Origin of the sequence: Algibacter pacificus (assembly GCF_008033385.1) — a bacterium.
Lineage (GTDB): Bacteria > Bacteroidota > Bacteroidia > Flavobacteriales > Flavobacteriaceae > Algibacter > Algibacter pacificus.
In genome coordinates this window covers 35017-55497 of record NZ_VOGY01000007.1, presented here as the reverse complement: position 1 = coordinate 55497, position 20481 = coordinate 35017, and the positions used below count along the sequence as shown (strand labels likewise).

Annotated in this window: 33 protein-coding genes; all 33 read left to right on the top strand. The window is 34.3% G+C overall.

What is annotated here, in order from left to right; genetic code table 11:
* The first annotated feature begins 484 nt into the window (after positions 1 to 484).
* The gene (rplC, locus tag FQU21_RS11615) at positions 485 to 1102 is read left to right on the top strand and encodes a 50S ribosomal protein L3 (protein WP_147678174.1); all 618 of its coding nucleotides are present in this window, start codon (positions 485 to 487) and stop codon (positions 1100 to 1102) included.
* Positions 1102 to 1731 (top strand): 50S ribosomal protein L4, encoded by a 630-nt coding sequence (rplD, locus tag FQU21_RS11610; protein ID WP_147678173.1) that lies wholly within the window; start codon positions 1102 to 1104, stop codon positions 1729 to 1731. The genes rplC and rplD overlap by 1 nt, the downstream gene beginning before the upstream one ends.
* A gap of 5 nt (positions 1732 to 1736) precedes the next feature.
* Positions 1737 to 2027, top strand: a complete 291-nt coding sequence (gene rplW / locus FQU21_RS11605; protein WP_072399589.1) for a 50S ribosomal protein L23 — start codon at positions 1737 to 1739, stop codon at positions 2025 to 2027.
* A 10-nt stretch (positions 2028 to 2037) separates the two neighbouring features.
* Complete coding sequence (gene rplB, locus FQU21_RS11600; RefSeq protein ID WP_147678172.1) at positions 2038 to 2865, top strand: 50S ribosomal protein L2; 828 nt, start codon at positions 2038 to 2040, stop codon at positions 2863 to 2865.
* Positions 2866 to 2868: 3 nt separating this feature from the next.
* Complete coding sequence (gene rpsS, locus FQU21_RS11595) at positions 2869 to 3147, top strand: 30S ribosomal protein S19 (protein ID WP_054851677.1); 279 nt, start codon at positions 2869 to 2871, stop codon at positions 3145 to 3147.
* 6 nt (positions 3148 to 3153) lie between these two features.
* On the top strand, positions 3154 to 3561 hold the full coding sequence (gene rplV / locus FQU21_RS11590; protein ID WP_147678171.1) for a 50S ribosomal protein L22: 408 nt from the start codon (positions 3154 to 3156) through the stop codon (positions 3559 to 3561).
* A gap of 9 nt (positions 3562 to 3570) precedes the next feature.
* Positions 3571 to 4299: a 30S ribosomal protein S3 gene (rpsC, locus tag FQU21_RS11585; protein ID WP_042499130.1), complete on the top strand. Its 729-nt coding sequence runs from the start codon at positions 3571 to 3573 to the stop codon at positions 4297 to 4299.
* A 21-nt stretch (positions 4300 to 4320) separates the two neighbouring features.
* Entirely contained in the window at positions 4321 to 4740 is a 420-nt protein-coding gene (gene rplP / locus FQU21_RS11580) for a 50S ribosomal protein L16 (RefSeq protein WP_147678170.1), read from the top strand.
* Positions 4741 to 4753: 13 nt separating this feature from the next.
* Entirely contained in the window at positions 4754 to 4945 is a 192-nt protein-coding gene (gene rpmC / locus FQU21_RS11575) for a 50S ribosomal protein L29 (RefSeq protein ID WP_147678169.1), read from the top strand.
* A 13-nt stretch (positions 4946 to 4958) separates the two neighbouring features.
* On the top strand, positions 4959 to 5216 hold the full coding sequence (gene rpsQ, locus FQU21_RS11570; protein WP_019386276.1) for a 30S ribosomal protein S17: 258 nt from the start codon (positions 4959 to 4961) through the stop codon (positions 5214 to 5216).
* A gap of 2 nt (positions 5217 to 5218) precedes the next feature.
* Entirely contained in the window at positions 5219 to 5587 is a 369-nt protein-coding gene (rplN, locus tag FQU21_RS11565) for a 50S ribosomal protein L14 (protein WP_147678168.1), read from the top strand.
* Between the two features lie 16 nt (positions 5588 to 5603).
* Positions 5604 to 5915 carry a 50S ribosomal protein L24 gene (gene rplX / locus FQU21_RS11560; protein WP_147678167.1) on the top strand — a complete coding sequence of 104 codons (312 nt, stop codon included), beginning with the start codon at positions 5604 to 5606 and terminating at the stop codon, positions 5913 to 5915.
* 2 nt (positions 5916 to 5917) lie between these two features.
* Complete coding sequence (gene rplE / locus FQU21_RS11555; RefSeq protein WP_147678166.1) at positions 5918 to 6469, top strand: 50S ribosomal protein L5; 552 nt, start codon at positions 5918 to 5920, stop codon at positions 6467 to 6469.
* A 3-nt stretch (positions 6470 to 6472) separates the two neighbouring features.
* Complete coding sequence (gene rpsN, locus FQU21_RS11550; protein WP_042499141.1) at positions 6473 to 6742, top strand: 30S ribosomal protein S14; 270 nt, start codon at positions 6473 to 6475, stop codon at positions 6740 to 6742.
* 70 nt (positions 6743 to 6812) lie between these two features.
* On the top strand, positions 6813 to 7211 hold the full coding sequence (gene rpsH / locus FQU21_RS11545) for a 30S ribosomal protein S8 (RefSeq protein ID WP_147678165.1): 399 nt from the start codon (positions 6813 to 6815) through the stop codon (positions 7209 to 7211).
* A gap of 18 nt (positions 7212 to 7229) precedes the next feature.
* Entirely contained in the window at positions 7230 to 7772 is a 543-nt protein-coding gene (gene rplF / locus FQU21_RS11540; protein ID WP_147678164.1) for a 50S ribosomal protein L6, read from the top strand.
* Between the two features lie 10 nt (positions 7773 to 7782).
* A complete protein-coding gene (gene rplR / locus FQU21_RS11535) occupies positions 7783 to 8139 on the top strand; it encodes a 50S ribosomal protein L18 (protein ID WP_147678163.1) in 357 nt (118 codons plus the stop codon).
* Positions 8140 to 8145: 6 nt separating this feature from the next.
* Positions 8146 to 8670: a 30S ribosomal protein S5 gene (rpsE, locus tag FQU21_RS11530; RefSeq protein ID WP_147678162.1), complete on the top strand. Its 525-nt coding sequence runs from the start codon at positions 8146 to 8148 to the stop codon at positions 8668 to 8670.
* Positions 8671 to 8681: 11 nt separating this feature from the next.
* Entirely contained in the window at positions 8682 to 8864 is a 183-nt protein-coding gene (rpmD, locus tag FQU21_RS11525; RefSeq protein ID WP_042499151.1) for a 50S ribosomal protein L30, read from the top strand.
* 11 nt (positions 8865 to 8875) lie between these two features.
* Complete coding sequence (gene rplO, locus FQU21_RS11520) at positions 8876 to 9328, top strand: 50S ribosomal protein L15 (RefSeq protein ID WP_147678161.1); 453 nt, start codon at positions 8876 to 8878, stop codon at positions 9326 to 9328.
* A 14-nt stretch (positions 9329 to 9342) separates the two neighbouring features.
* Positions 9343 to 10689 (top strand): preprotein translocase subunit SecY, encoded by a 1347-nt coding sequence (secY, locus tag FQU21_RS11515; RefSeq protein ID WP_147678160.1) that lies wholly within the window; start codon positions 9343 to 9345, stop codon positions 10687 to 10689.
* Between the two features lie 10 nt (positions 10690 to 10699).
* On the top strand, positions 10700 to 10915 hold the full coding sequence (infA, locus tag FQU21_RS11510) for a translation initiation factor IF-1 (RefSeq protein WP_147678159.1): 216 nt from the start codon (positions 10700 to 10702) through the stop codon (positions 10913 to 10915).
* Between the two features lie 10 nt (positions 10916 to 10925).
* On the top strand, positions 10926 to 11042 hold the full coding sequence (gene ykgO / locus FQU21_RS11505) for a type B 50S ribosomal protein L36 (RefSeq protein ID WP_013305171.1): 117 nt from the start codon (positions 10926 to 10928) through the stop codon (positions 11040 to 11042).
* Between the two features lie 2 nt (positions 11043 to 11044).
* On the top strand, positions 11045 to 11419 hold the full coding sequence (gene rpsM / locus FQU21_RS11500; protein ID WP_147678158.1) for a 30S ribosomal protein S13: 375 nt from the start codon (positions 11045 to 11047) through the stop codon (positions 11417 to 11419).
* Between the two features lie 99 nt (positions 11420 to 11518).
* Positions 11519 to 11902 carry a 30S ribosomal protein S11 gene (gene rpsK / locus FQU21_RS11495; RefSeq protein ID WP_092847718.1) on the top strand — a complete coding sequence of 128 codons (384 nt, stop codon included), beginning with the start codon at positions 11519 to 11521 and terminating at the stop codon, positions 11900 to 11902.
* 193 nt (positions 11903 to 12095) lie between these two features.
* Positions 12096 to 12701 (top strand): 30S ribosomal protein S4, encoded by a 606-nt coding sequence (rpsD, locus tag FQU21_RS11490; RefSeq protein ID WP_147678157.1) that lies wholly within the window; start codon positions 12096 to 12098, stop codon positions 12699 to 12701.
* A 95-nt stretch (positions 12702 to 12796) separates the two neighbouring features.
* A complete protein-coding gene (locus FQU21_RS11485) occupies positions 12797 to 13789 on the top strand; it encodes a DNA-directed RNA polymerase subunit alpha (RefSeq protein WP_147678156.1) in 993 nt (330 codons plus the stop codon).
* A 58-nt stretch (positions 13790 to 13847) separates the two neighbouring features.
* The gene (rplQ, locus tag FQU21_RS11480; RefSeq protein WP_147678155.1) at positions 13848 to 14318 is read left to right on the top strand and encodes a 50S ribosomal protein L17; all 471 of its coding nucleotides are present in this window, start codon (positions 13848 to 13850) and stop codon (positions 14316 to 14318) included.
* A gap of 108 nt (positions 14319 to 14426) precedes the next feature.
* Entirely contained in the window at positions 14427 to 15533 is a 1107-nt protein-coding gene (gene carA / locus FQU21_RS11475; protein WP_147678154.1) for a glutamine-hydrolyzing carbamoyl-phosphate synthase small subunit, read from the top strand.
* Positions 15534 to 15687: 154 nt separating this feature from the next.
* Entirely contained in the window at positions 15688 to 16977 is a 1290-nt protein-coding gene (gene eno, locus FQU21_RS11470) for a phosphopyruvate hydratase (protein ID WP_147678153.1), read from the top strand.
* Positions 16978 to 17148: 171 nt separating this feature from the next.
* Positions 17149 to 18435 carry a citrate synthase gene (locus FQU21_RS11465; RefSeq protein ID WP_147678152.1) on the top strand — a complete coding sequence of 429 codons (1287 nt, stop codon included), beginning with the start codon at positions 17149 to 17151 and terminating at the stop codon, positions 18433 to 18435.
* Positions 18436 to 18508: 73 nt separating this feature from the next.
* On the top strand, positions 18509 to 19423 hold the full coding sequence (locus tag FQU21_RS11460; protein WP_147678351.1) for a dimethylarginine dimethylaminohydrolase family protein: 915 nt from the start codon (positions 18509 to 18511) through the stop codon (positions 19421 to 19423).
* 113 nt (positions 19424 to 19536) lie between these two features.
* Positions 19537 to 20472, top strand: a complete 936-nt coding sequence (ctlX, locus tag FQU21_RS11455) for a citrulline utilization hydrolase CtlX (RefSeq protein ID WP_147678151.1) — start codon at positions 19537 to 19539, stop codon at positions 20470 to 20472.
* The last annotated feature ends 9 nt before the right edge of the window (positions 20473 to 20481 follow it).

Here is a 20481-nt window from a genome sequence, read left to right as displayed (position 1 = left end):
ATTTCAGTTTTTTTTCGGTAAAGTAAGTTGTTTCTATTTTTAATTCGACTTAAGTAATGGGTTTCAACTAAAATAAAGGGCTGTAAAAAAGTGATTTCATGATTAATTGTCCATTTTATTATACGTTTTGGTTTTGAATCTAATCATTTAAATGGTGTAAATCTTTTTTATAGTTAGCAAAAAATTAACGAGGTTTTTTGCTGGTTTATTAGAGAGTATAAGGTTTTTGTAACGTTAAAAGTGAGGTTAAGATGTGTTAAATATATGGTTGTAAAGATTTTATACTGAAATAATTAAAAATCATTTTTTTAAACCAAAATAAATAACTACATTTGCACTCCAAAATATGTAGAGATTACTACATATTTACATGTCCCACCAATGCGGTTGCGGGAAAAACGGTAAAAATACACTTCAAGGCTGAAAGGTATTTTCAGCCTTAAATGTTTTTAATAAATAGTAAATCATTAATAAATAATTAAATATGTCTGGGTTAATTGGAAAGAAAATCGGTATGACCAGCATTTTCGATGAAAACGGGAAAAATATTCCTTGTACAGTAATCGAAGCTGGACCATGTATCGTTACCCAAGTCAGAACTGAAGAGGTTGACGGCTATAAAGCTATTCAACTTGGTTTCGATGACGCGACAGAAAAAAGCGCTACCAAAGCAGACTTAGGTCATGCTAAAAAAGCGGGTACTTCTGTAAAACGCAAAGTTGTTGAATTCAAAGGTTTTGATGAGGAGTACAAATTAGGTGATGCCATTACTGTAGATCATTTCGCTGAAGGCGAATTTGTGGATGTTGCAGGAACATCAAAAGGTAAAGGATTTCAAGGTGTTGTAAAACGTCATGGTTTCGGTGGTGTAGGTCAAGCTACTCACGGTCAACATAACCGTTTACGTGCGCCAGGATCTATTGGAGCTGCATCTTACCCTGCTCGTGTTTTTAAAGGCATGAAAATGGCAGGTAGAATGGGTGGAGACACAGTTAAAGTTCAAAATTTAAGAGTTTTAAAAGTAGTTGCTGAAAAGAACTTACTTGTGGTAAAAGGATGTGTTCCTGGCCATAAAAACGCTTATGTAATTATTAGAAAATAATGAAAGTAGCAGTTTTAGATATAAACGGAAAAGACACAGGTAGAAAGGCAGACCTTTCTAAAGATGTGTTTGCTATTAAGCCTAATGATCACGCGGTATATTTGGATGTTAAACAATATTTAGCAAACCAACGTCAAGGAACTCACAAATCGAAAGAAAGAGCTGAGATTTCCGGATCTACACGTAAGATTAAAAAACAAAAAGGTACAGGTACAGCTCGTGCAGGTTCTATTAAGTCTGGTGTATTTAAAGGTGGTGGTCGTATGTTCGGTCCAAGACCTAGAAACTACAGTTTTAAACTTAATAAAAACCTTAAGCGTTTAGCTCGTAAATCAGCACTAAGTATTAAAGCAAATGAGAAATCAATTGTTGTTTTAGAAGATTTTACTTTTGAGTCTCCAAAAACAAAAAACTTTACTGCAGTATTGAAAGCCTTAGATTTAGAGAACAAAAAATCATTGTTTGTAATGGGTGATACGAATAAGAATATTTATTTGTCTTCACGTAATTTAAAAAGTTCTGAGGTGATAACTTCTTCAGAAATTAGTACTTACAAGATTTTGAATGCAAATCAAGTGGTTCTTTTAGAAGGCGCTTTAGAAGGAATTGAAACAAACTTAAGTAAATAGAAATAATGAGTATCTTAATTAAACCTATAATCACAGAAAAAGCGACAGCTAATAGCGAGTTAAGAAACTGCTATACTTTCGCAGTGAAGACTAAGGCGAACAAGGTAGAAATCAAAAAAGCGGTGGAAGCTGCTTATGGTGTTTCTGTTGAAAAAGTTCGTACTATAAATGTCCGTCCAGATAGAAGTACTAAGTTTACAAAAACTGGTATTCAACATGGTAAAACAAATGCTGTTAAAAAAGCAATTGTACAACTGGCGGAAGGTGAAATGATTGATTTATACAGTAACATGTAATTAAAGACAGATGTCAGTAAGAAAATTAAAACCAATCACCCCAGGACAGCGATTTAGAGTAGTAAATGGATATGATGCCATTACTACTGATAAGCCGGAAAAGAGTTTACTCGTTCCGAACAAAAGATCTGGTGGTAGAAACAGTGAAGGAAAAATGACTATGCGCTACATTGGTGGTGGTCATAAAAGAAAGTATCGTATTATCGATTTTAAAAGAGACAAAGCTGGGATTCCTGGTGAAGTTGCCTCAATTCAATACGATCCAAACAGAACAGCTTTTATTGCATTATTGAATTATCAAGATGGCGAAAAAAGATATATTATTGCACAAAATGGACTTCAAGTTGGGCAAAATGTAGTATCTGGAAAAGAAGGAGTTGCTCCAGAAATTGGAAATACAATGCCTTTAAGTGAAATTCCATTAGGAACTATTATTTCTTGTATAGAGTTACGTCCAGGGCAAGGTGCTGTTATGGCACGTAGTGCTGGAGCTTTTGCTCAATTAATGGCAAGAGATGGTAAGTTTGCTACGGTAAAATTACCTTCTGGTGAAACAAGATTAATTCTTGCTAACTGTATGGCAACTATCGGTGTTGTATCTAATTCAGATCACCAATTATTAGTAGGTGGTAAAGCAGGTAGAACAAGATGGTTAGGTAGAAGACCACGTACGAGACCAGTAGTGATGAATCCAGTTGATCACCCAATGGGTGGTGGAGAAGGTAAGTCTGCAGGTGGACATCCTCGTTCTAGAAACGGTATACCAGCTAAAGGTTACAGAACCCGTTCTAAAACTAAAGCAAGTAATAAATATATTGTAGAACGTAGAAAGAAATAAGACATGGCAAGATCACTAAAAAAAGGACCTTACGTTCATTATAAATTAGAAAAGAAAGTAGCTGCGAATGTTGAATCTAACAAAAAAACAGTAATCAAAACATGGTCTAGAGCCTCTATGATTACTCCAGATTTCGTTGGACAAACAATTGCAGTACACAATGGCCGTCAATTTGTTCCAGTATACGTTACTGAAAACATGGTAGGTCATAAATTAGGAGAATTTTCACCAACACGTTCATTCCGTGGACATGCAGGTGCTAAAAATAAAGGTAAAAAGTAGTAAGCTATGGGAAGTCGTAAAAAACAAATGGCAGACGCTATTAAGGAAGCAAAAAAACACGTTGCTTTTGCTAAACTTAATAACTGTCCTACATCACCGAGAAAAATGCGCTTAGTAGCTGATTTAGTAAGAGGCGAAAAGGTAGAACATGCACTGAATATATTAAAATTCAACCAAAAGGAAGCTTCTGGTCGTTTAGAAAAATTGTTACTGTCTGCAATAGCAAACTGGCAAGCTAAAAACGAAGATGCTAACATCGAGGAGGCTGGATTAATTGTTCAAGAAATTAGAGTTGATGGTGGGTCTATGTTAAAAAGATTGCGTCCAGCACCTCAAGGTCGTGCACACAGAATTAGAAAACGCTCAAACCACGTTACCATCGTAGTAGGAGCAAAAAATAACACACAAAGCTAAGATAGAAGTATGGGACAAAAAACAAATCCAATCGGAAATCGCTTAGGTATTATCAGAGGATGGGAATCTAACTGGTACGGAGGTAATGATTATGGAGATAAGCTTGCCGAAGACGATAAAATTAGAAAATACGTTCACGCGCGTTTATCTAAAGCTAGTGTAAGTAGAGTAATTATCGAAAGAACTCTTAAACTTGTAACCGTTACTATCACTACTGCTAGACCTGGTATTATTATCGGAAAAGGTGGACAAGAGGTAGACAAGTTAAAAGAAGAGCTTAAGAAAATTACTGAAAAAGAAGTTCAGATTAATATTTTTGAAATTAAAAGACCTGAACTTGATGCGTTTTTAGTAGGATCAAGTATCGCTCGTCAAATTGAAAATAGAATTTCATATAGACGTGCAATTAAGATGGCTATTGCTGCTACAATGCGTATGAATGCAGAAGGAATTAAAATCCAAATTAGTGGACGTTTAAATGGTGCTGAAATGGCGCGATCTGAACACTACAAAGAAGGACGTATTCCTTTATCAACCTTTAGAGCCGATATTGACTATGCTTTAGTTGAGGCACACACTACCTATGGTAGACTGGGTGTAAAAGTATGGATCATGAAAGGTGAAGTATATGGTAAAAGAGAACTTTCTCCGCTTGTTGGATTATCTAAGAAGCAAGGAAAAGGTGGAGCCGGAGGACGTGGCGGAAACAGAGACAACAAACCACGTCGTAGAAAGTAATTTTTTATAAATTAAAGAAAAATGTTACAGCCTAAAAGAACAAAATTTCGTAAACAGCAAAAGGGACGTATGAAAGGTAATGCCACAAGAGGGCATCAACTTTCAAGTGGAACTTTTGGGATAAAAGCATTAGACGCAACTTTTATAACGTCTCGTCAAATTGAAGCAGCACGTATCGCCGCCACTCGTTACATGAAAAGAGAAGGGCAGCTTTGGATAAAGATATTTCCAGATAAGCCTATCACAAAAAAGCCTCTTGAGGTACGTATGGGTAAAGGTAAAGGTGCCGTAGAGTATTGGGTAGCCGTTTGTAGACCAGGACGTGTATTATTTGAAATAGGTGGTGTGCCTTTAGACGTTGCAAAAGAAGCTTTACGTTTAGCAGCACAAAAATTACCTGTAAAAACTAAGTTTTTAATCGCTAGAGATTACGAAGCATAATTTATTTGATATTATGAAACAATCAGAAATTAAAGAATTATCTGTAGCTGAGTTACAAGAGAAACTTAGTGAAACAAAAAAGAGTTATTCAGACCTAAAATTGGCTCATGCAATATCTCCTTTAGAAAATCCAATTCAATTACGTTCGGTGAGACGAACAGTTGCTAGAATTGCGACCGAATTAACTAAAAGAGAATTACAATAATTCTGCCGAAAAGATGGAAACAAGAAATTTAAGAAAAGAACGTATAGGAGTTGTTACTAGTAACAAAATGCAAAAATCAATTGTTGTTGCAGAGGTTAAAAAAGTAAAACATCCTATGTATGGAAAATTCGTTTTAAAAACGAAAAAGTACGTAGCACACGACGAAACAAATGACTGCAACATTGGAGATACAGTTAAGATCATGGAAACACGACCTTTATCTAAATCTAAATGCTGGAGATTAGTAGAAATCCTAGAAAGAGCTAAATAATTATGTTACAGCAAGAATCAAGAATAAAAGTAGCAGACAATACTGGAGCAAAAGAAGTTTTGGTTATCCGTGTATTAGGAGGTACTAAAAGAAGATATGCTTCTGTTGGAGACAAAATAGTTGTTTCTGTTAAAGATGCAACGCCTAATGGAAACATTAAGAAAAAAGCTGTCTCTACGGCAGTAGTTGTACGTACAAAGAAGGAAGTAAGAAGACCAGATGGATCTTATATTAGATTCGATGATAACGCTTGTGTTTTGTTAAACCCAACGGGTGAGATGAGAGGAACGCGTGTTTTTGGTCCTGTTGCTAGAGAGCTTCGTGATAAATCATTCATGAAGATTGTATCATTAGCACCAGAGGTGCTTTAATACAGAAAATATTAAGATGGGAAAGCTTAAAATAAAAACTGGAGATACTGTGAGAGTTATTGCTGGAGATCATAAAGGATCTGAAGGTACAGTTCAAAAAGTATTGATAGAAAAGAACAAAGCGATTGTTGAGGGTGTTAACCTGGTTAAGAAACATACTAAACCAAGTGCACAAAACCCACAAGGAGGAATCGTAGAAAAAGAGGCCGCAATTCATATTTCTAACTTATCTTTGCTAACCTCAAAAGGAGAAGCAACTAGAGTTGGATACCGAGTTGAAGGAGATAAAAAAGTAAGATTTTCATTAAAATCTAATGAAGTAATATAGTTATGGCATATTCACCTAGACTTAAAGAAGAGTATAAAAGCAAAGTAATTGCAGCTCTTACAGACGAATTTGGATATAAAAATGTAATGCAAGTTCCTAAACTTACCAAGATAGTAATATCTAAAGGTGTTGGGGCTGCTGTTGCAGACAAAAAGTTAATTGACTACGCAGTAGAAGAATTAGCATCTATATCTGGACAAAAAGCTATTGCAACGTTATCTAAAAAAGATGTTGCCACGTTTAAATTACGTAAAGGGATGCCTATTGGGGCAAAAGTAACTTTGCGAGGAGAACGTATGTATGAGTTTTTAGATCGTTTAGTAACTTCAGCACTTCCACGTGTTAGAGATTTTAACGGAATTAAAGCTACAGGATTCGACGGACGTGGTAATTACAACTTGGGAATTACAGAACAAATTATTTTTCCAGAGATTAATATCGATAAGGTAAACAAAATCTCAGGAATGGATATTACATTTGTTACGACTGCCGATACTGATAAAGAAGCAAAATCATTATTAACCGAATTAGGATTACCTTTTCAAAAGAACTAAGATATGGCTAAAGAATCAATGAAAGCCCGTGAGGTAAAAAGATCAAAAACAGTAGCTAAATATGCTGAGAAACGTAAAGCTTTAAAAGAAGCTGGAGATTATGAAGCATTACAAAAGTTACCTAAAAATGCATCACCTATTCGTCAGCATAATAGATGTAAATTAACAGGAAGGCCAAAAGGATACATGAGAACTTTTGGGATTTCACGTGTAACATTCAGAGAAATGGCCAATCAAGGTCTTATCCCTGGTGTAAGAAAAGCTAGTTGGTAATATTATTTAAATAATCAGATTTTAGGTTCAACGCCAACGTTGAAAACCGAAATCACAAAATCAATTCATTATGTACTCAGATCCAATTGCGGATTATTTGACAAGAATTAGAAATGCGGTTCGTGCTAACCACAGAGTGGTAGAGATTCCAGCATCTAATTTAAAAAAAGACATTACTAAAATATTATTCGAACAAGGATATATTTTAAGTTACAAGTTTGATGATTCTACTGTACAAGGTTCTATTAAAATAGCCCTTAAATACAATAAAGAAACAAAAGAACCAGTAATAAAAAAACTTCAACGTATTAGTACACCAGGTTTACGAAAGTATGCTGGTGCTAATGATTTACCTAGAATCTTAAACGGACTTGGTATTGCTATTGTTTCAACTTCTCACGGAGTTATGACTGGTAAACAAGCTAAGAGAGATAACGTAGGTGGGGAAGTTTTATGTTATGTTTACTAATTTATAAACCAGAAAGAAATGTCAAGAATAGGAAATAATCCAGTAGCCATTCCAGAAGGTGTAACAGTAGACGTTAAAGATAACGTAGTGACTGTAAAAGGAAAATTAGGAGAGTTAACTCAAAATTTCGACTCTGTTGAAATTAAAGTAGAAGACGGTAATGTAATGGTGGCACGTTCATCAGACACTAAGGATCAAAAAGCTAAACACGGTTTGTATAGATCTTTAATGAACAACATGGTAGAAGGTGTATCTAAAGGATGGACTAAAGAATTAGAATTGGTAGGTGTTGGTTATAGAGCATCTAATCAAGGACAAAAATTGGATCTTGCTTTAGGATTTTCTCATAATATTGTTTTAAACATAGCTCCTGAAGTAAAAGTTGAAACGGTATCTGAAAAAGGAAAAAACCCAATTATAAAATTAACTTCTTTCGATAAACAATTAGTTGGTCAAGTAGCTGCGAAAATTCGTGGATTTAGACCACCAGAGCCTTATAAAGGTAAAGGTGTGAAGTTTGTTGGTGAAGTATTAAGAAGAAAAGCTGGTAAATCAGCATAATAATTTAGTTATGGCATTGACAAAGAACGAAAGAAGACTAAGAATTAAAAACAGAATTCGCAAGGTAGTTTCTGGAACAGAAGCTAGACCTAGATTGGCTGTTTATAGAAGTAATAAAGAAATTTATGCTCAAGTTATCGATGATGTTTCAGGGGTTACCGTAGCGTCATCATCATCTAGAGATAAAGACATAAGTACTGCAAAAGGTAGTAAGTCTGAAATTGCTGAACTAGTTGGTAAGGCAATAGGAGAAAAAGCTTTAAAGGCAGGTGTTGAAACTATTGCTTTTGATAGAGGTGGATATTTATACCACGGAAGAATTAAATCATTAGCTGATGGCGCCAGAGCCGCAGGACTTAAATTTTAAGAAATTATGTTCAAAAAATATAAAAGCGCAGAATTAGTAAAGCCAGGTGGATTAGATCTTAAAGATCGTTTAGTTGGTGTGCAAAGAGTAACTAAAGTAACTAAAGGTGGTAGAGCATTTGGTTTTTCAGCTATTGTTGTAGTAGGTGATGAAGCAGGTGTTGTAGGACAAGGTTTAGGGAAGTCTAAAGATGTAGCTAGTGCAATTGCAAAAGCTATTGAAGATGCTAAGAAAAACCTAGTTAGAATTCCTATCATTAAAGGAACTTTACCTCATGAACAAAAAGGTAAATACGGTGGAGCTAGAGTAAACATTATTCCTGCTGCCCCTGGTACAGGTGTAATTGCTGGTGGTGCTGTACGTACAGTATTAGAGGCTGTTGGTGTACACGATGTATTATCTAAATCTCAAGGTTCTTCAAACCCTCATAACGTAGTTAAAGCAACTTTTGATGCTTTATTGCAATTAAGAGATGCGAATGCTATTGCGAAAGATAGAGGTATTTCACTTCAACAAGTTTTTAACGCTTAATAACGACAGAGATGGCAAAAATTAAAGTAACAAAGGTTAAAAGCGCAATCAATCGTACGCTAAGACAAAAAAGAACTTTAGAAGCTCTTGGTCTTAAAAAGATTGGTCAGGTAAAAGAGCATGAGGCTACACCAAATATTCTTGGTATGGTTGCTAAAGTTTCACATTTAGTTTCTGTTGAAGAAACAAAATAATATAACTGAAAATGGATTTAAGTAATTTAAAACCTGCAGAAGGTTCAATAAAAAATCAAGGAAAAAGAATAGGTCGTGGACAAGGTTCTGGTAAAGGTGGTACCGCTACACGTGGTCACAAAGGTGCTAAATCGCGTTCTGGTTATTCTAAGAAATTAGGTTTTGAAGGTGGTCAAATGCCTCTTCAAAGACGTGTTCCTAAATTTGGTTTTACAAATATTAACCGTGTTGAATTTCAAGGTATCAATTTAGATACATTACAACAATTGGTTGATGAAAAGAAAATTGAAGATACAGTTGATTTTGCAACATTATTCACAAACGGTTTAGTAGGTAAAAATGATTTAGTTAAAATACTAGGACGTGGTGAATTAAAATCAAAATTAAAAGTAACTGCTCATAAATTTACTGCTTCAGCAAAAGCTGCTATTGAAGCTGCTGGAGGAGAAGTTGTAACTTTATAATACTTGTTATTAGTATGAAATTTATAGAATCATTAAAGAATGTTTGGAAAATTGAAGAACTTAGAAACAGAATTATTGTAACTTTAGGTCTGTTATTAGTTTATCGTTTTGGTGCACAAGTAGTACTACCTGGAATTGATGCTGCCCAATTAAGTGGTTTAGCAGATAAAACGGATAGTGGTATATTGGGGATCTTAAACGCCTTTACAGGAGGTGCTTTTGCTAATGCATCGGTATTTGCTTTAGGTATTATGCCTTACATTTCAGCTTCTATTGTTGTACAATTAATGGGTATTGCTATTCCTTATTTGCAGAAATTGCAAAAAGAAGGTGCTAGTGGTCAAAAGAAAATTACCCAAATAACACGTTGGTTAACAATAGCAATATGTTTGCTTCAAGCACCAGGTTATTTGGCGAGTTTACCTGCTTTAGGTATTCCTAATTCAGCGTTTTTATTAGGACAAGGGCCTTTATTCTATTTTTCATCTGTTAGTATTTTGGTTACAGGGTGTATATTCGCTATGTGGTTAGGTGAGAAGATTACAGATAAAGGTATAGGTAATGGTATTTCACTTTTAATTATGGTGGGTATTATCGCTAGGCTACCACAAGCATTTTTGCAAAATGCAGCCACTAGATTGGAAGGTAACAATGTGATGTTAATTCTTTTTGAATTGGTAATATGGTTTGTAATTATTCTTGGAGCTATTATGTTAGTAATGGGCGTTAGAAAAATTGCCGTACAATATGCGAGAAGAACCGCGACGGGTGGTTATGAAAAGGCGGCAATAGCTGGTTCTAGACAATACATTCCTTTAAAACTTAACGCATCTGGAGTAATGCCTATTATATTTGCTCAAGCTATTATGTTTGTGCCTAGTCTAATTGGAGGATCCTCTTTCTTGAAGGACACATCTACTGGAATGTGGTTGCAAACACATTATTCTGACATGTTTGGTTTTGTGTATAACCTAACTTTTGGCTTATTAATAATTGTGTTTACATACTTTTATACGGCTATTACGGTTCCAACTAACAAAATGGCAGACGATTTAAAACGTAGTGGTGGATTTATTCCTGGTATACGTCCGGGATCTGAAACTTCAGAGTACTTAGACAAAATAATGTCGCAAATCACTCTACCTGGTTCTATATTTTTAGCAGTGTTGGCTATATTTCCAGCATTTATTGTTAAACTTATGGGGGTACAACAAGGTTGGGCTTTATTTTTTGGAGGAACATCACTATTAATTATGGTAGGGGTAGCAATAGATACTATGCAGCAAATAAACTCTTATTTGTTAAATAGACATTATGATGGTTTGATGAAGACAGGTAAAAATAGAAAGGCAGTAGCTTAATATATATACTATGGCAAAACAAGCAGCAATAGAACAAGACGGGACAATTACAGAAGCATTATCTAATGCTATGTTTCGTGTTGAGTTAGAAAATGGTCACATTTTAACAGCACATATCTCTGGAAAGATGCGTATGCACTACATAAAATTGTTACCAGGAGATAAAGTAAAATTGGAAATGAGCCCTTATGATTTATCTAAGGCTCGAATAACTTATAGATACTAATACGAAGACGATGAAAGTAAGAGCATCAGTTAAAAAGAGAAGTGCAGATTGTAAAATCGTGCGCAGAAAAGGCAGACTTTACGTGATAAACAAAAAGAATCCTAGATTTAAACAAAGACAAGGGTAATTATGGCAAGAATTGCAGGTGTAGACATACCGAAAAACAAAAGAGGAGTAATTTCCTTAACTTATATCTATGGAATAGGTAGAAGTAGAGCAAAAGAGATCTTAGCACAAGCTAAAGTTGATGAAAGTACTAAAGTACAAGATTGGACTGACGACGAGATTGGAAACATTCGGGAAGTAGTTGGAACTTTTACTATTGAAGGTGAGTTACGTTCTGAAACACAATTAAACATTAAGCGATTAATGGATATTGGATGTTACAGAGGTATTCGTCATAGATCGGGTCTTCCTTTAAGAGGACAACGTACTAAAAACAACTCTAGAACTAGAAAAGGTAGAAGAAAAACTGTTGCTAACAAAAAGAAAGCAACTAAATAATAATTAGTCTTTGGTATTTAGACGTTGGAAGGAATCTGTTTGAAATTATAATAGTTTAGGATTCTAGCGACTATCACTAAAACTAAAAGCTAAAAGAAAATGGCAAAAACAAGCACAAAAAAACGTAAAGTTATTGTTGATGCTGTTGGAGAAGCACACGTTACTGCTTCTTTCAATAACATCATTATATCACTTACCAATAAAAAAGGAGACGTAATTTCTTGGTCTTCTGCTGGTAAAATGGGATTTAGAGGGTCTAAAAAAAACACACCTTATGCGGCTCAATTAGCTGCTGAAGATGCTGCTGCTGTAGCAACTGAAGCTGGTTTAAAGAAAGTAAAGGTTTATGTTAAAGGACCAGGAAATGGTAGAGAGTCTGCTATTCGTTCTATTCATAATGCAGGTATCGAAGTAACAGAAATTATTGATGTTACGCCATTACCACATAATGGATGTCGTCCTCCTAAAAGAAGAAGAGTTTAATCACGTTTTTATTAACGTGTGTTAAATGAAATAAGTACAAAAAATTAATATCATCTCGTTGTAGGTGGTATTAATTTTTTGTATATATTTGCAAACTGAAATTAAAACAAGTATCACTAACAAAGAGATCAACGATTATCGAAGGATAAGATTAAGACCTTAATTCATAATCACTCTTTAAAAACAATTTAAAATGGCAAGATATACTGGTCCTAAAACTAAAATAGCTCGTAAATTTGGCGAGGCAATTTTTGGAGAAGATAAATCTTTTGAAAAAAGAAATTATCCTCCAGGACAACACGGAAACGCTAGACGTCGTGGTAAAAAATCTGAATACGCAATCCAGTTAATGGAAAAACAAAAAGCTAAATATACTTATGGTATTTTAGAGCGTCAATTTAGAGGTTTATTTAAAAAAGCAAGAGCTGCTCAAGGTATTACAGGTGAGGTGTTATTACAACTTTGTGAGTCTAGATTAGACAACGTAGTATTTAGAATGGGTATTGCTCCTACAAGAAGTGCTGCTAGACAATTAGTTTCTCATAGACACATTACTGTAAATGGTGAGTTGGTAAACATTCCATCTTATTCATTAAAAGCAGGAGATGTTGTGGCTGTTAGAGAAAAGTCTAAATCATTAGAAACTATTGATAGATCGCTTCAAAATTCAAGTCAAGTATTTGAATGGATTACTTGGAATAATGATACTAAGCAAGGAACTTACGTTTCTGTTCCTGCTAGAATTCAAATTCCAGAAAACATAAATGAGCAATTCATCGTCGAATTATACTCTAAATAATAATTAACCATATTGGTATTTGGCCAAAGGGTTTATTTGTATTTCTTCAAGCTTATAAACCGCGCAACTAAATAACAATTAAAACGAAGAATAATATGGCAGTATTTAATTTTCAGAAACCTGATAAAGTAATCATGATTGATTCTACTGATTTCGAAGGTAAATTCGAATTCAGACCACTAGAACCAGGTTATGGACTTACAATAGGAAACGCTCTTAGAAGAGTGTTATTATCCTCATTAGAAGGTTTCGCTATTACATCGGTTAGAATAGAAGGTGTAGATCATGAATTTTCAGCAATACCAGGCGTAGTTGAGGATGTAACTGAAATTATTTTAAATTTAAAACAAGCACGTTTTAAAAGACAAATTGAAGATATTGATAACGAATCGATTTCAATTTCAATTTCGGGACAAGATAAAATTACCGCTGGAGATTTTCAAAAATTTATATCTGGTTTTCAAGTGTTAAATACAGAATTAGTAATCTGTAATTTGGATCCAAAAGTAAATTTCAATATGGAAATTACAATTGAAAAAGGTAGAGGATATGTCCCTGCTGAGGAAAATAAAAAAGCATCTGCTCCCATAGGTACAATTTTTACCGATTCAATTTATACTCCTATTAAAAATGTGAAGTATAGCATTGAAAACTATCGTGTTGAGCAAAAAACGGATTATGAAAAATTGGTTTTTGAAATCATTACAGATGGTTCGATAAGCCCACAAGATGCTTTAACAGAAGGCGCTAAAACATTAATTCACCACTTTATGTTATTCTCTGATGAGCGTATCACTTTAGAGGCTGATGAAATTGCACAAACTGAAACTTATGATGAGGAATCTCTTCATATGCGTCAGTTGCTTAAAACAAAGTTAATCGATATGGATTTATCGGTTCGTGCTCTTAATTGTTTAAAAGCGGCTGAAGTAGATACTTTAGGTGACCTAGTATCTTTCAACAAAAATGATTTAATGAAATTCAGAAACTTCGGTAAGAAGTCTTTAACCGAGCTTGAAGAGCTTGTAAATGTTAAAGGGTTAAACTTCGGAATGGATTTATCAAAATACAAATTAGATAAAGATTAATTAATCATATTTTGCTCCTCGATGTCGAGTTTAGTAGCAAGATGATAACACAAATGTCATGAGACACGGAAAAAAAATAAACCACTTAGGTAGAAAAACTGCCCACAGAAAATCAATGTTAGCTAATATGGCTTGTTCTTTAATAGAGCATAAACGTATTAACACAACAGTTGCAAAAGCTAAAGCTTTAAAACAATTTGTTGAACCAATGATTACCAAGTCTAAAGAAGATACAACACATAACAGACGTATTGTGATGGCTCGTTTAAGACAAAAAGAAGCTGTTGCAGAATTATTTAGAGATGTAGCTGCAAAGGTTGCTGATAGACCAGGTGGATATACAAGAATTATAAAACTTGGAAATCGTTTAGGTGATAATGCTGATATGGCAATGATAGAGCTTGTTGATTATAATGAGATTTATAATGCTGATAAGGCTAAGAAGAAAACAACTAGAAGAAGTAGAAGAGGTGGTTCAAAGCCTGCTGCTGCTCCAGTTGAGACTAAAGCATCAAACGAAGAAGAATAAATGTTAATAAGCATTTAATATATTAAGGATAAACTATTTTAGTTTATCCTTTTTTTTGCGCAATTTTGTAAAACTTTTGTTCCCTAACAGGAATCTTATCTCAATTATATGAAATATCAAAAAAGACAAAAAGCCATCATTTTGTTAGCCGATGGTACTATTTTTTACGGTAAAGCAGTTGCTAATAAACAAGGAACGGCGTTTGGCGAAGTATGTTTTAATACTGGAATGACTGGGTATCAGGAAATTTTCACCGATCCTTCGTATTATGGACAATTAATGGTTGCAACTAATGCACACATTGGTAATTACGGTACAAATTCAAATGAAGTAGAATCTGATTCTATTAAAATTGCAGGACTTATAGTTAAAAATTTTAGCTATGAATATTCTAGAGATGATGCAGATGCTTCTTTAGAAGAGTTTCTAGATAAAAATAACTTATTAGCCATTTCAGATGTGGATACTCGTGCTTTGGTAAGCTATATTAGAGATCATGGTGCTATGAATGCGGTTATTTCTACCGATGTAGATAATATTGAAGGTTTGAAGCAACAATTGGCAGAACAACCAAATATGGAGGGATTAGAATTAGCTTCTCAAGTTTCAACCAAAGAACCTTATTTTTTCGGTAACGAAAACGCAACTTATAAAGTAGCGGCTTTAGATATTGGAATAAAAAAGAATATTTTAAGAAATATTGCCAAAAGAGATGCTTATATCAAAGTGTTTCCATATAATGCCACTTTTGAGGATTTAGAAGCCTTCAATCCAGATGGTTACTTCTTATCTAATGGTCCTGGAGACCCAGAGCCTTTGGTAGAAGCTCAGGCTGTTGCTAAAGAAATAATAAAACGTAATTTACCGTTATTTGGTATCTGTTTAGGGCATCAAGTAATTGCTTTAGCAAACGGCGTATCAACCTATAAAATGTATAATGGACATCGCGGTATTAATCACCCGGTAAAAAATTTAAAAACTGGTAAAGGTGAAGTCACTTCTCAAAATCACGGATTTGCTGTAAATAGAGAAGAAGCAGAGGCTAATGACAATTTAGAAATTACTCACGTACATCTAAATGATAATACAGTAGCTGGTTTAGCAATGAAAAATAAAAATTGTTTCTCAGTGCAGTATCACCCAGAAGCAAGTCCAGGACCACATGATTCTGAATATTTATTCGATCAGTTTATCGAAAATATTAAAAATAAATAAAGAAAACCAACCTCAAACAATGCTTGTATAGTTTGAGGTTTTTTTTTACTAAAACGTTGTAGAATTGTTTTAATAAATTTCTTTGAAAACATGTAAAAATTTACAAGATTTAACCGTAAATTTGAAGTAATTAAAGATTAAAAAATATAAAATTATGAGCATAATAATTAATATCCATGCTAGACAAATTTTTGATTCTAGAGGAAATCCTACTGTAGAAGTAGACGTTGTAACAGAAAATGATGTTTTAGGAAGAGCTGCTGTACCATCTGGTGCATCTACTGGTGAACACGAAGCCGTAGAATTAAGAGACGGGGGCGATACATACATGGGCAAAGGTGTTTTAAAAGCCGTTGATAATGTTAATTCAATTATTGCTCAAGAATTATTAGGTGTTTCTGTTTTTGAACAAAATCTTATCGATAAGATGATGATTGAGTTAGATGGAACTCCAAACAAATCAAAATTAGGAGCTAATGCTATTTTAGGAGTGTCTTTAGCCGTTGCTAAAGCTGCAGCAGGAGAGCTAGGTTTACCTTTATACCGTTATGTAGGTGGTGTTTCGGCTAACACCTTACCGTTACCAATGATGAATATTATTAACGGTGGATCGCATAGTGATGCGCCAATTGCATTTCAAGAGTTCATGATTATGCCTGTAAAAGCTAAGAACTTTACACATGCTATGCAAATGGGTTCTGAAATTTTCCATAACCTAAAAAAAGTATTGCACGATAGAGATTTAAGTACAGCTGTTGGGGATGAAGGTGGATTTGCTCCAACTTTAGACGGAACTGAAGATGCTATTGAAACTATTGGTAAAGCAGTTGCAAACGCAGGTTATAAGTTTGGTGATGAAGTAAAAATTGCTTTAGATTGTGCTTCTGCTGAATTTTTTGTTGATGGAAAGTACGATTACACGAAATTCGAAGGTGATAAAGGTGTGATTAGAACTTCAAAAGAACAAGCTGAATATTTAGCTGAATTAACCGCAAAATATCCAATTATCTCTATTGAAGACGGAATGGATGAAAACGACTGGGAAGGTACTAAATATCTTACTGAATTAATTGGCGATAAAGTACAGTTAGTTGGTGATGATTTATTTGTAACTAACGTAGAACGTTTAGCTCGTGGAATAGAGGAAGGTATAGCAAACTCAATTTTAATTAAAGTAAACCAAATTGGTTCTTTAACCGAAACTATTGCGGCGGTAAACATGGCAAAAAATGCTGGATATACCACGGTAATGTCTCACCGTTCTGGAGAAACCGAAGATAATACTATTGCCGATTTAGCAGTAGCATTAAATTGTGGTCAAATTAAAACAGGTTCGGCATCTCGTAGTGACCGTATGGCTAAGTATAACCAGCTACTTCGTATTGAAGAAGAGTTAGGAGATGTGGCTTATTTTCCTCAAGGAAATGCTTTTAATGTAAAGTAATTTTTATTTAAGTTTATATTGAAAAGGCGATTATTTTTTAATAATCGCCTTTTTATTTACAACTCTTGTTAAGAATTCTTAAAATACATAAATCGTTTACTCGATTCTAAAATATATAAGTAGATATTTTGTAAATTAGCGCAACTTAAATTTAAACTTTTTATAAATATTATGTCAAACAAAGCTATACTAGAAATAAACGGCAAAAAACACGAGTTTCCTTTAATTACAGGTTCGGAGAATGAAGTAGCCATGGATATTAAAACGCTAAGGGGCGTAACAGGTGGTGTAATAACTATAGATCCAGGTTTTAAGAATACAGGATCGTGTGAAAGTGCTATAACATTTTTAGATGGTGAAAAAGGTATTTTACATTATAGAGGGTATTCTATCGAAGAATTAGCGGAAAAAGCAGACTTTTTAGAAGTTGCTTTTCTTTTAATTTTTGGAGAACTTCCAAATAAACAACAACTTGATAAATTTCATGATGATATCAAGAAAAATTCAATAGTTGATGAAGACGTTCATAAAATCTTAGATGCTTTCCCTAAATCTGCCCATCCAATGGGCGTGTTATCATCTTTAACCAGTGCATTAACAGCTTTTAATCCAAGCTCTGTAAATGTCGATTCAGAAGAAGATATGTATCGTTCTGTAGTAAAAATATTAGGAAAATTTCCAGTATTAGTAGCTTGGACGATGCGTAAAAAGAGTGGATTACCTTTAGATTATGGAGATAAAAATTTAGGTTATGTTGAAAACATTCTTAAAATGATGTTTAAAGAACCTAATGAGGAGTATGTACATAATGAAATTTTAATTAACGCTTTAGATAAATTATTAATCTTACATGCCGATCACGAGCAAAACTGTTCTACATCTACGGTAAGAATTGTAGGGTCATCACATGCTGGATTATTTGCATCTATTTCTGCTGGTATTTCTGCACTTTGGGGACCACTTCATGGTGGTGCCAATCAAGCGGTTTTGGAAATGCTTGAAGCTATCCAAGCCGATGGTGGCGATACCAAAAAATATATGGCTAAAGCTAAAGATAAATCAGATCCTTTCCGTTTAATGGGCTTTGGACACCGTGTTTATAAAAACTTCGACCCACGTGCAAAAATAATTAAAAAAGCAGCCGATGAAGTTTTAGGAGATTTAGGTGTTGAAGATCCTATTTTGGATGTTGCAAAAGGTCTTGAAAAAGAAGCTTTAGAAGATCCATATTTCGTTGAAAGAAACTTATACCCTAATGTAGATTTCTATTCTGGAATTATTTACAGAGGTATGGGAATTCCAACTGATATGTTTACTGTAATGTTCGCTTTAGGGCGTCTACCAGGTTGGATTGCTCAATGGCGTGAAATGCGATTAAAGAAGGAACCAATTGGTCGTCCAAGACAATTATATATAGGTGAAACTTTAAGAAGTTTTGTACCTGTAGAGGAAAGATAAAATAATAGCTGATATAGTAAAATAAAGAAAGCTTCATAACTTAATTGTTATGGAGCTTTTTTATATTTACGGTATGATAAAACTTAATGTCAAAAATGAAGTGTCTCGTCTTCGAGCAGTTGTTTTAGGAACAGCAGAAAGCAATGGAGGCGTTCCAAAAGTTTCGGCCTGTTACGATCCAAAAAGTATAGAGCATGTATTGGCAGGAACCTACCCGAAAGAAACCGATATGATTTCTGAAATGGAAGCCCTTGCTGAAGTTTTTAAAAAGTACGATGTTAAAGTTTATAGGCCTGAAGTAATACCAAATTGTAATCAAATTTTTTCAAGAGATATCGCTTTTGTTATTGAAGATAAAATTATTCGTGCCAATATTTTGCCCAATAGAGAAGAAGAGGTCGAGGCTATTCAGTATATATGCGATCAAATAGAATTTGAAAATAGAATTATTTTACCCGAAGATTGCCATGTGGAAGGTGGTGATGTGATGCCATGGGATGATTATATTTTTATTGGAACATATTCTGGTGAAGATTATGCCGATTTAATTACAGCACGGACTAATATGGACGCTGTTATCGCCATACAAGAATTGTTTCCCGAGAAAACAGTAAAGTCTTTCGAACTTCGGAAATCGAATACCAATGCTAAAGAAAACGCACTGCATTTAGATTGCTGTTTTCAACCCTTAGGAAAAGGTAAAGCAATCCTTCATAAAAACGGATTTTTAATAGAAAAAGAATATCAGTGGTTGGTGGATTTCTTCGGAAAGGAGCATGTTTTCGAAATTACTAAAGAAGAAATGTATGATATGAATAGTAATGTGTTTTCAATTTCAGAAGAGGTTATTATTTCAGAAAAAAACTTTACACGTTTAAATACCTGGTTAAGAGCAGAAGGTTTTACAGTAGAAGAGGTTTCGTACTCCGAAATAGCCAAACAAGAAGGTTTGTTGCGTTGCTCCACCATGCCTTTAATTCGAGATTAATACTTGGTAGGATATCATTCATTTCTTTTAAAAATCATATATATTTTAGAAGTTTTCAATCTGAATTTTATCCGTTAAATAATCATACTTTTGCAGAATAAGTTTTACAAGTTATGCAACAAACCACGAATACTATTTTAATGATTCGTCCTGTAAATTTCAGGATGAATGAGCAAACCGCCGTAAATAATTATTACCAAAAGAATTTAGAAAATACCCTGCCTAAAACGGTAAATGTCAAAGCACAGCAAGAATTTGACGCTTACGTTGACAAGTTAAAACACATCGGTGTTAACGTGATTGTGGTTAACGATACAGAAAATCCAAACACCCCAGATTCTATTTTTCCAAATAATTGGGTGTCGTTTCATGAAAACGGAAATGTGGGTTTATACCCTATGTTTGCTGAAAATAGACGAGCAGAACGTCGTGAAGATATTTTAGAAACTCTCGAAGCCGATGGTTTTTTAATAAATAATGTGATAGATTACACGAGTGCAGAAGATGAAGCCGTGTTTTTAGAAGGCACAGGAAGTGTGATTTTAGATCGTGTAAACCGAAAAGCCTATTGCGCATTGTCGCCAAGAGCAGACGAAGATTTGTTTATCGAATTTTGTGAAGATTTCGAGTTTTTTCCTGTTATTTTTAATGCCAATCAAACCGTAGACGGCAAACGGAAAGCCATTTACCACACCAATGTGATGATGTGTGTGGCCGAAACTTTTGCTGTAATTTGCTTAAGTGCGATTGATGATAAAAAGGAACGTAAAAATGTAATTAAGCATTTAAAGGATGATGGGAAAACCATTATCGATATTACGGAAGCGCAGGTCAATAATTTTGCAGGAAACATGTTGCAAGTAAAAGGAGCCGATAATGAATTGTATTTAATTATGAGTCAAACGGCTTACGATTGCTTAACAAAACAGCAAATAGAAACATTGGAACAGCACACTAAAATACTTTCGAGTTCATTAAACACGATTGAGGTTTGTGGTGGTGGTAGTGCGCGCTGCATGATGGCTGAAGTGTTTTTGCCAAAAGCCTAAAAAATTCTA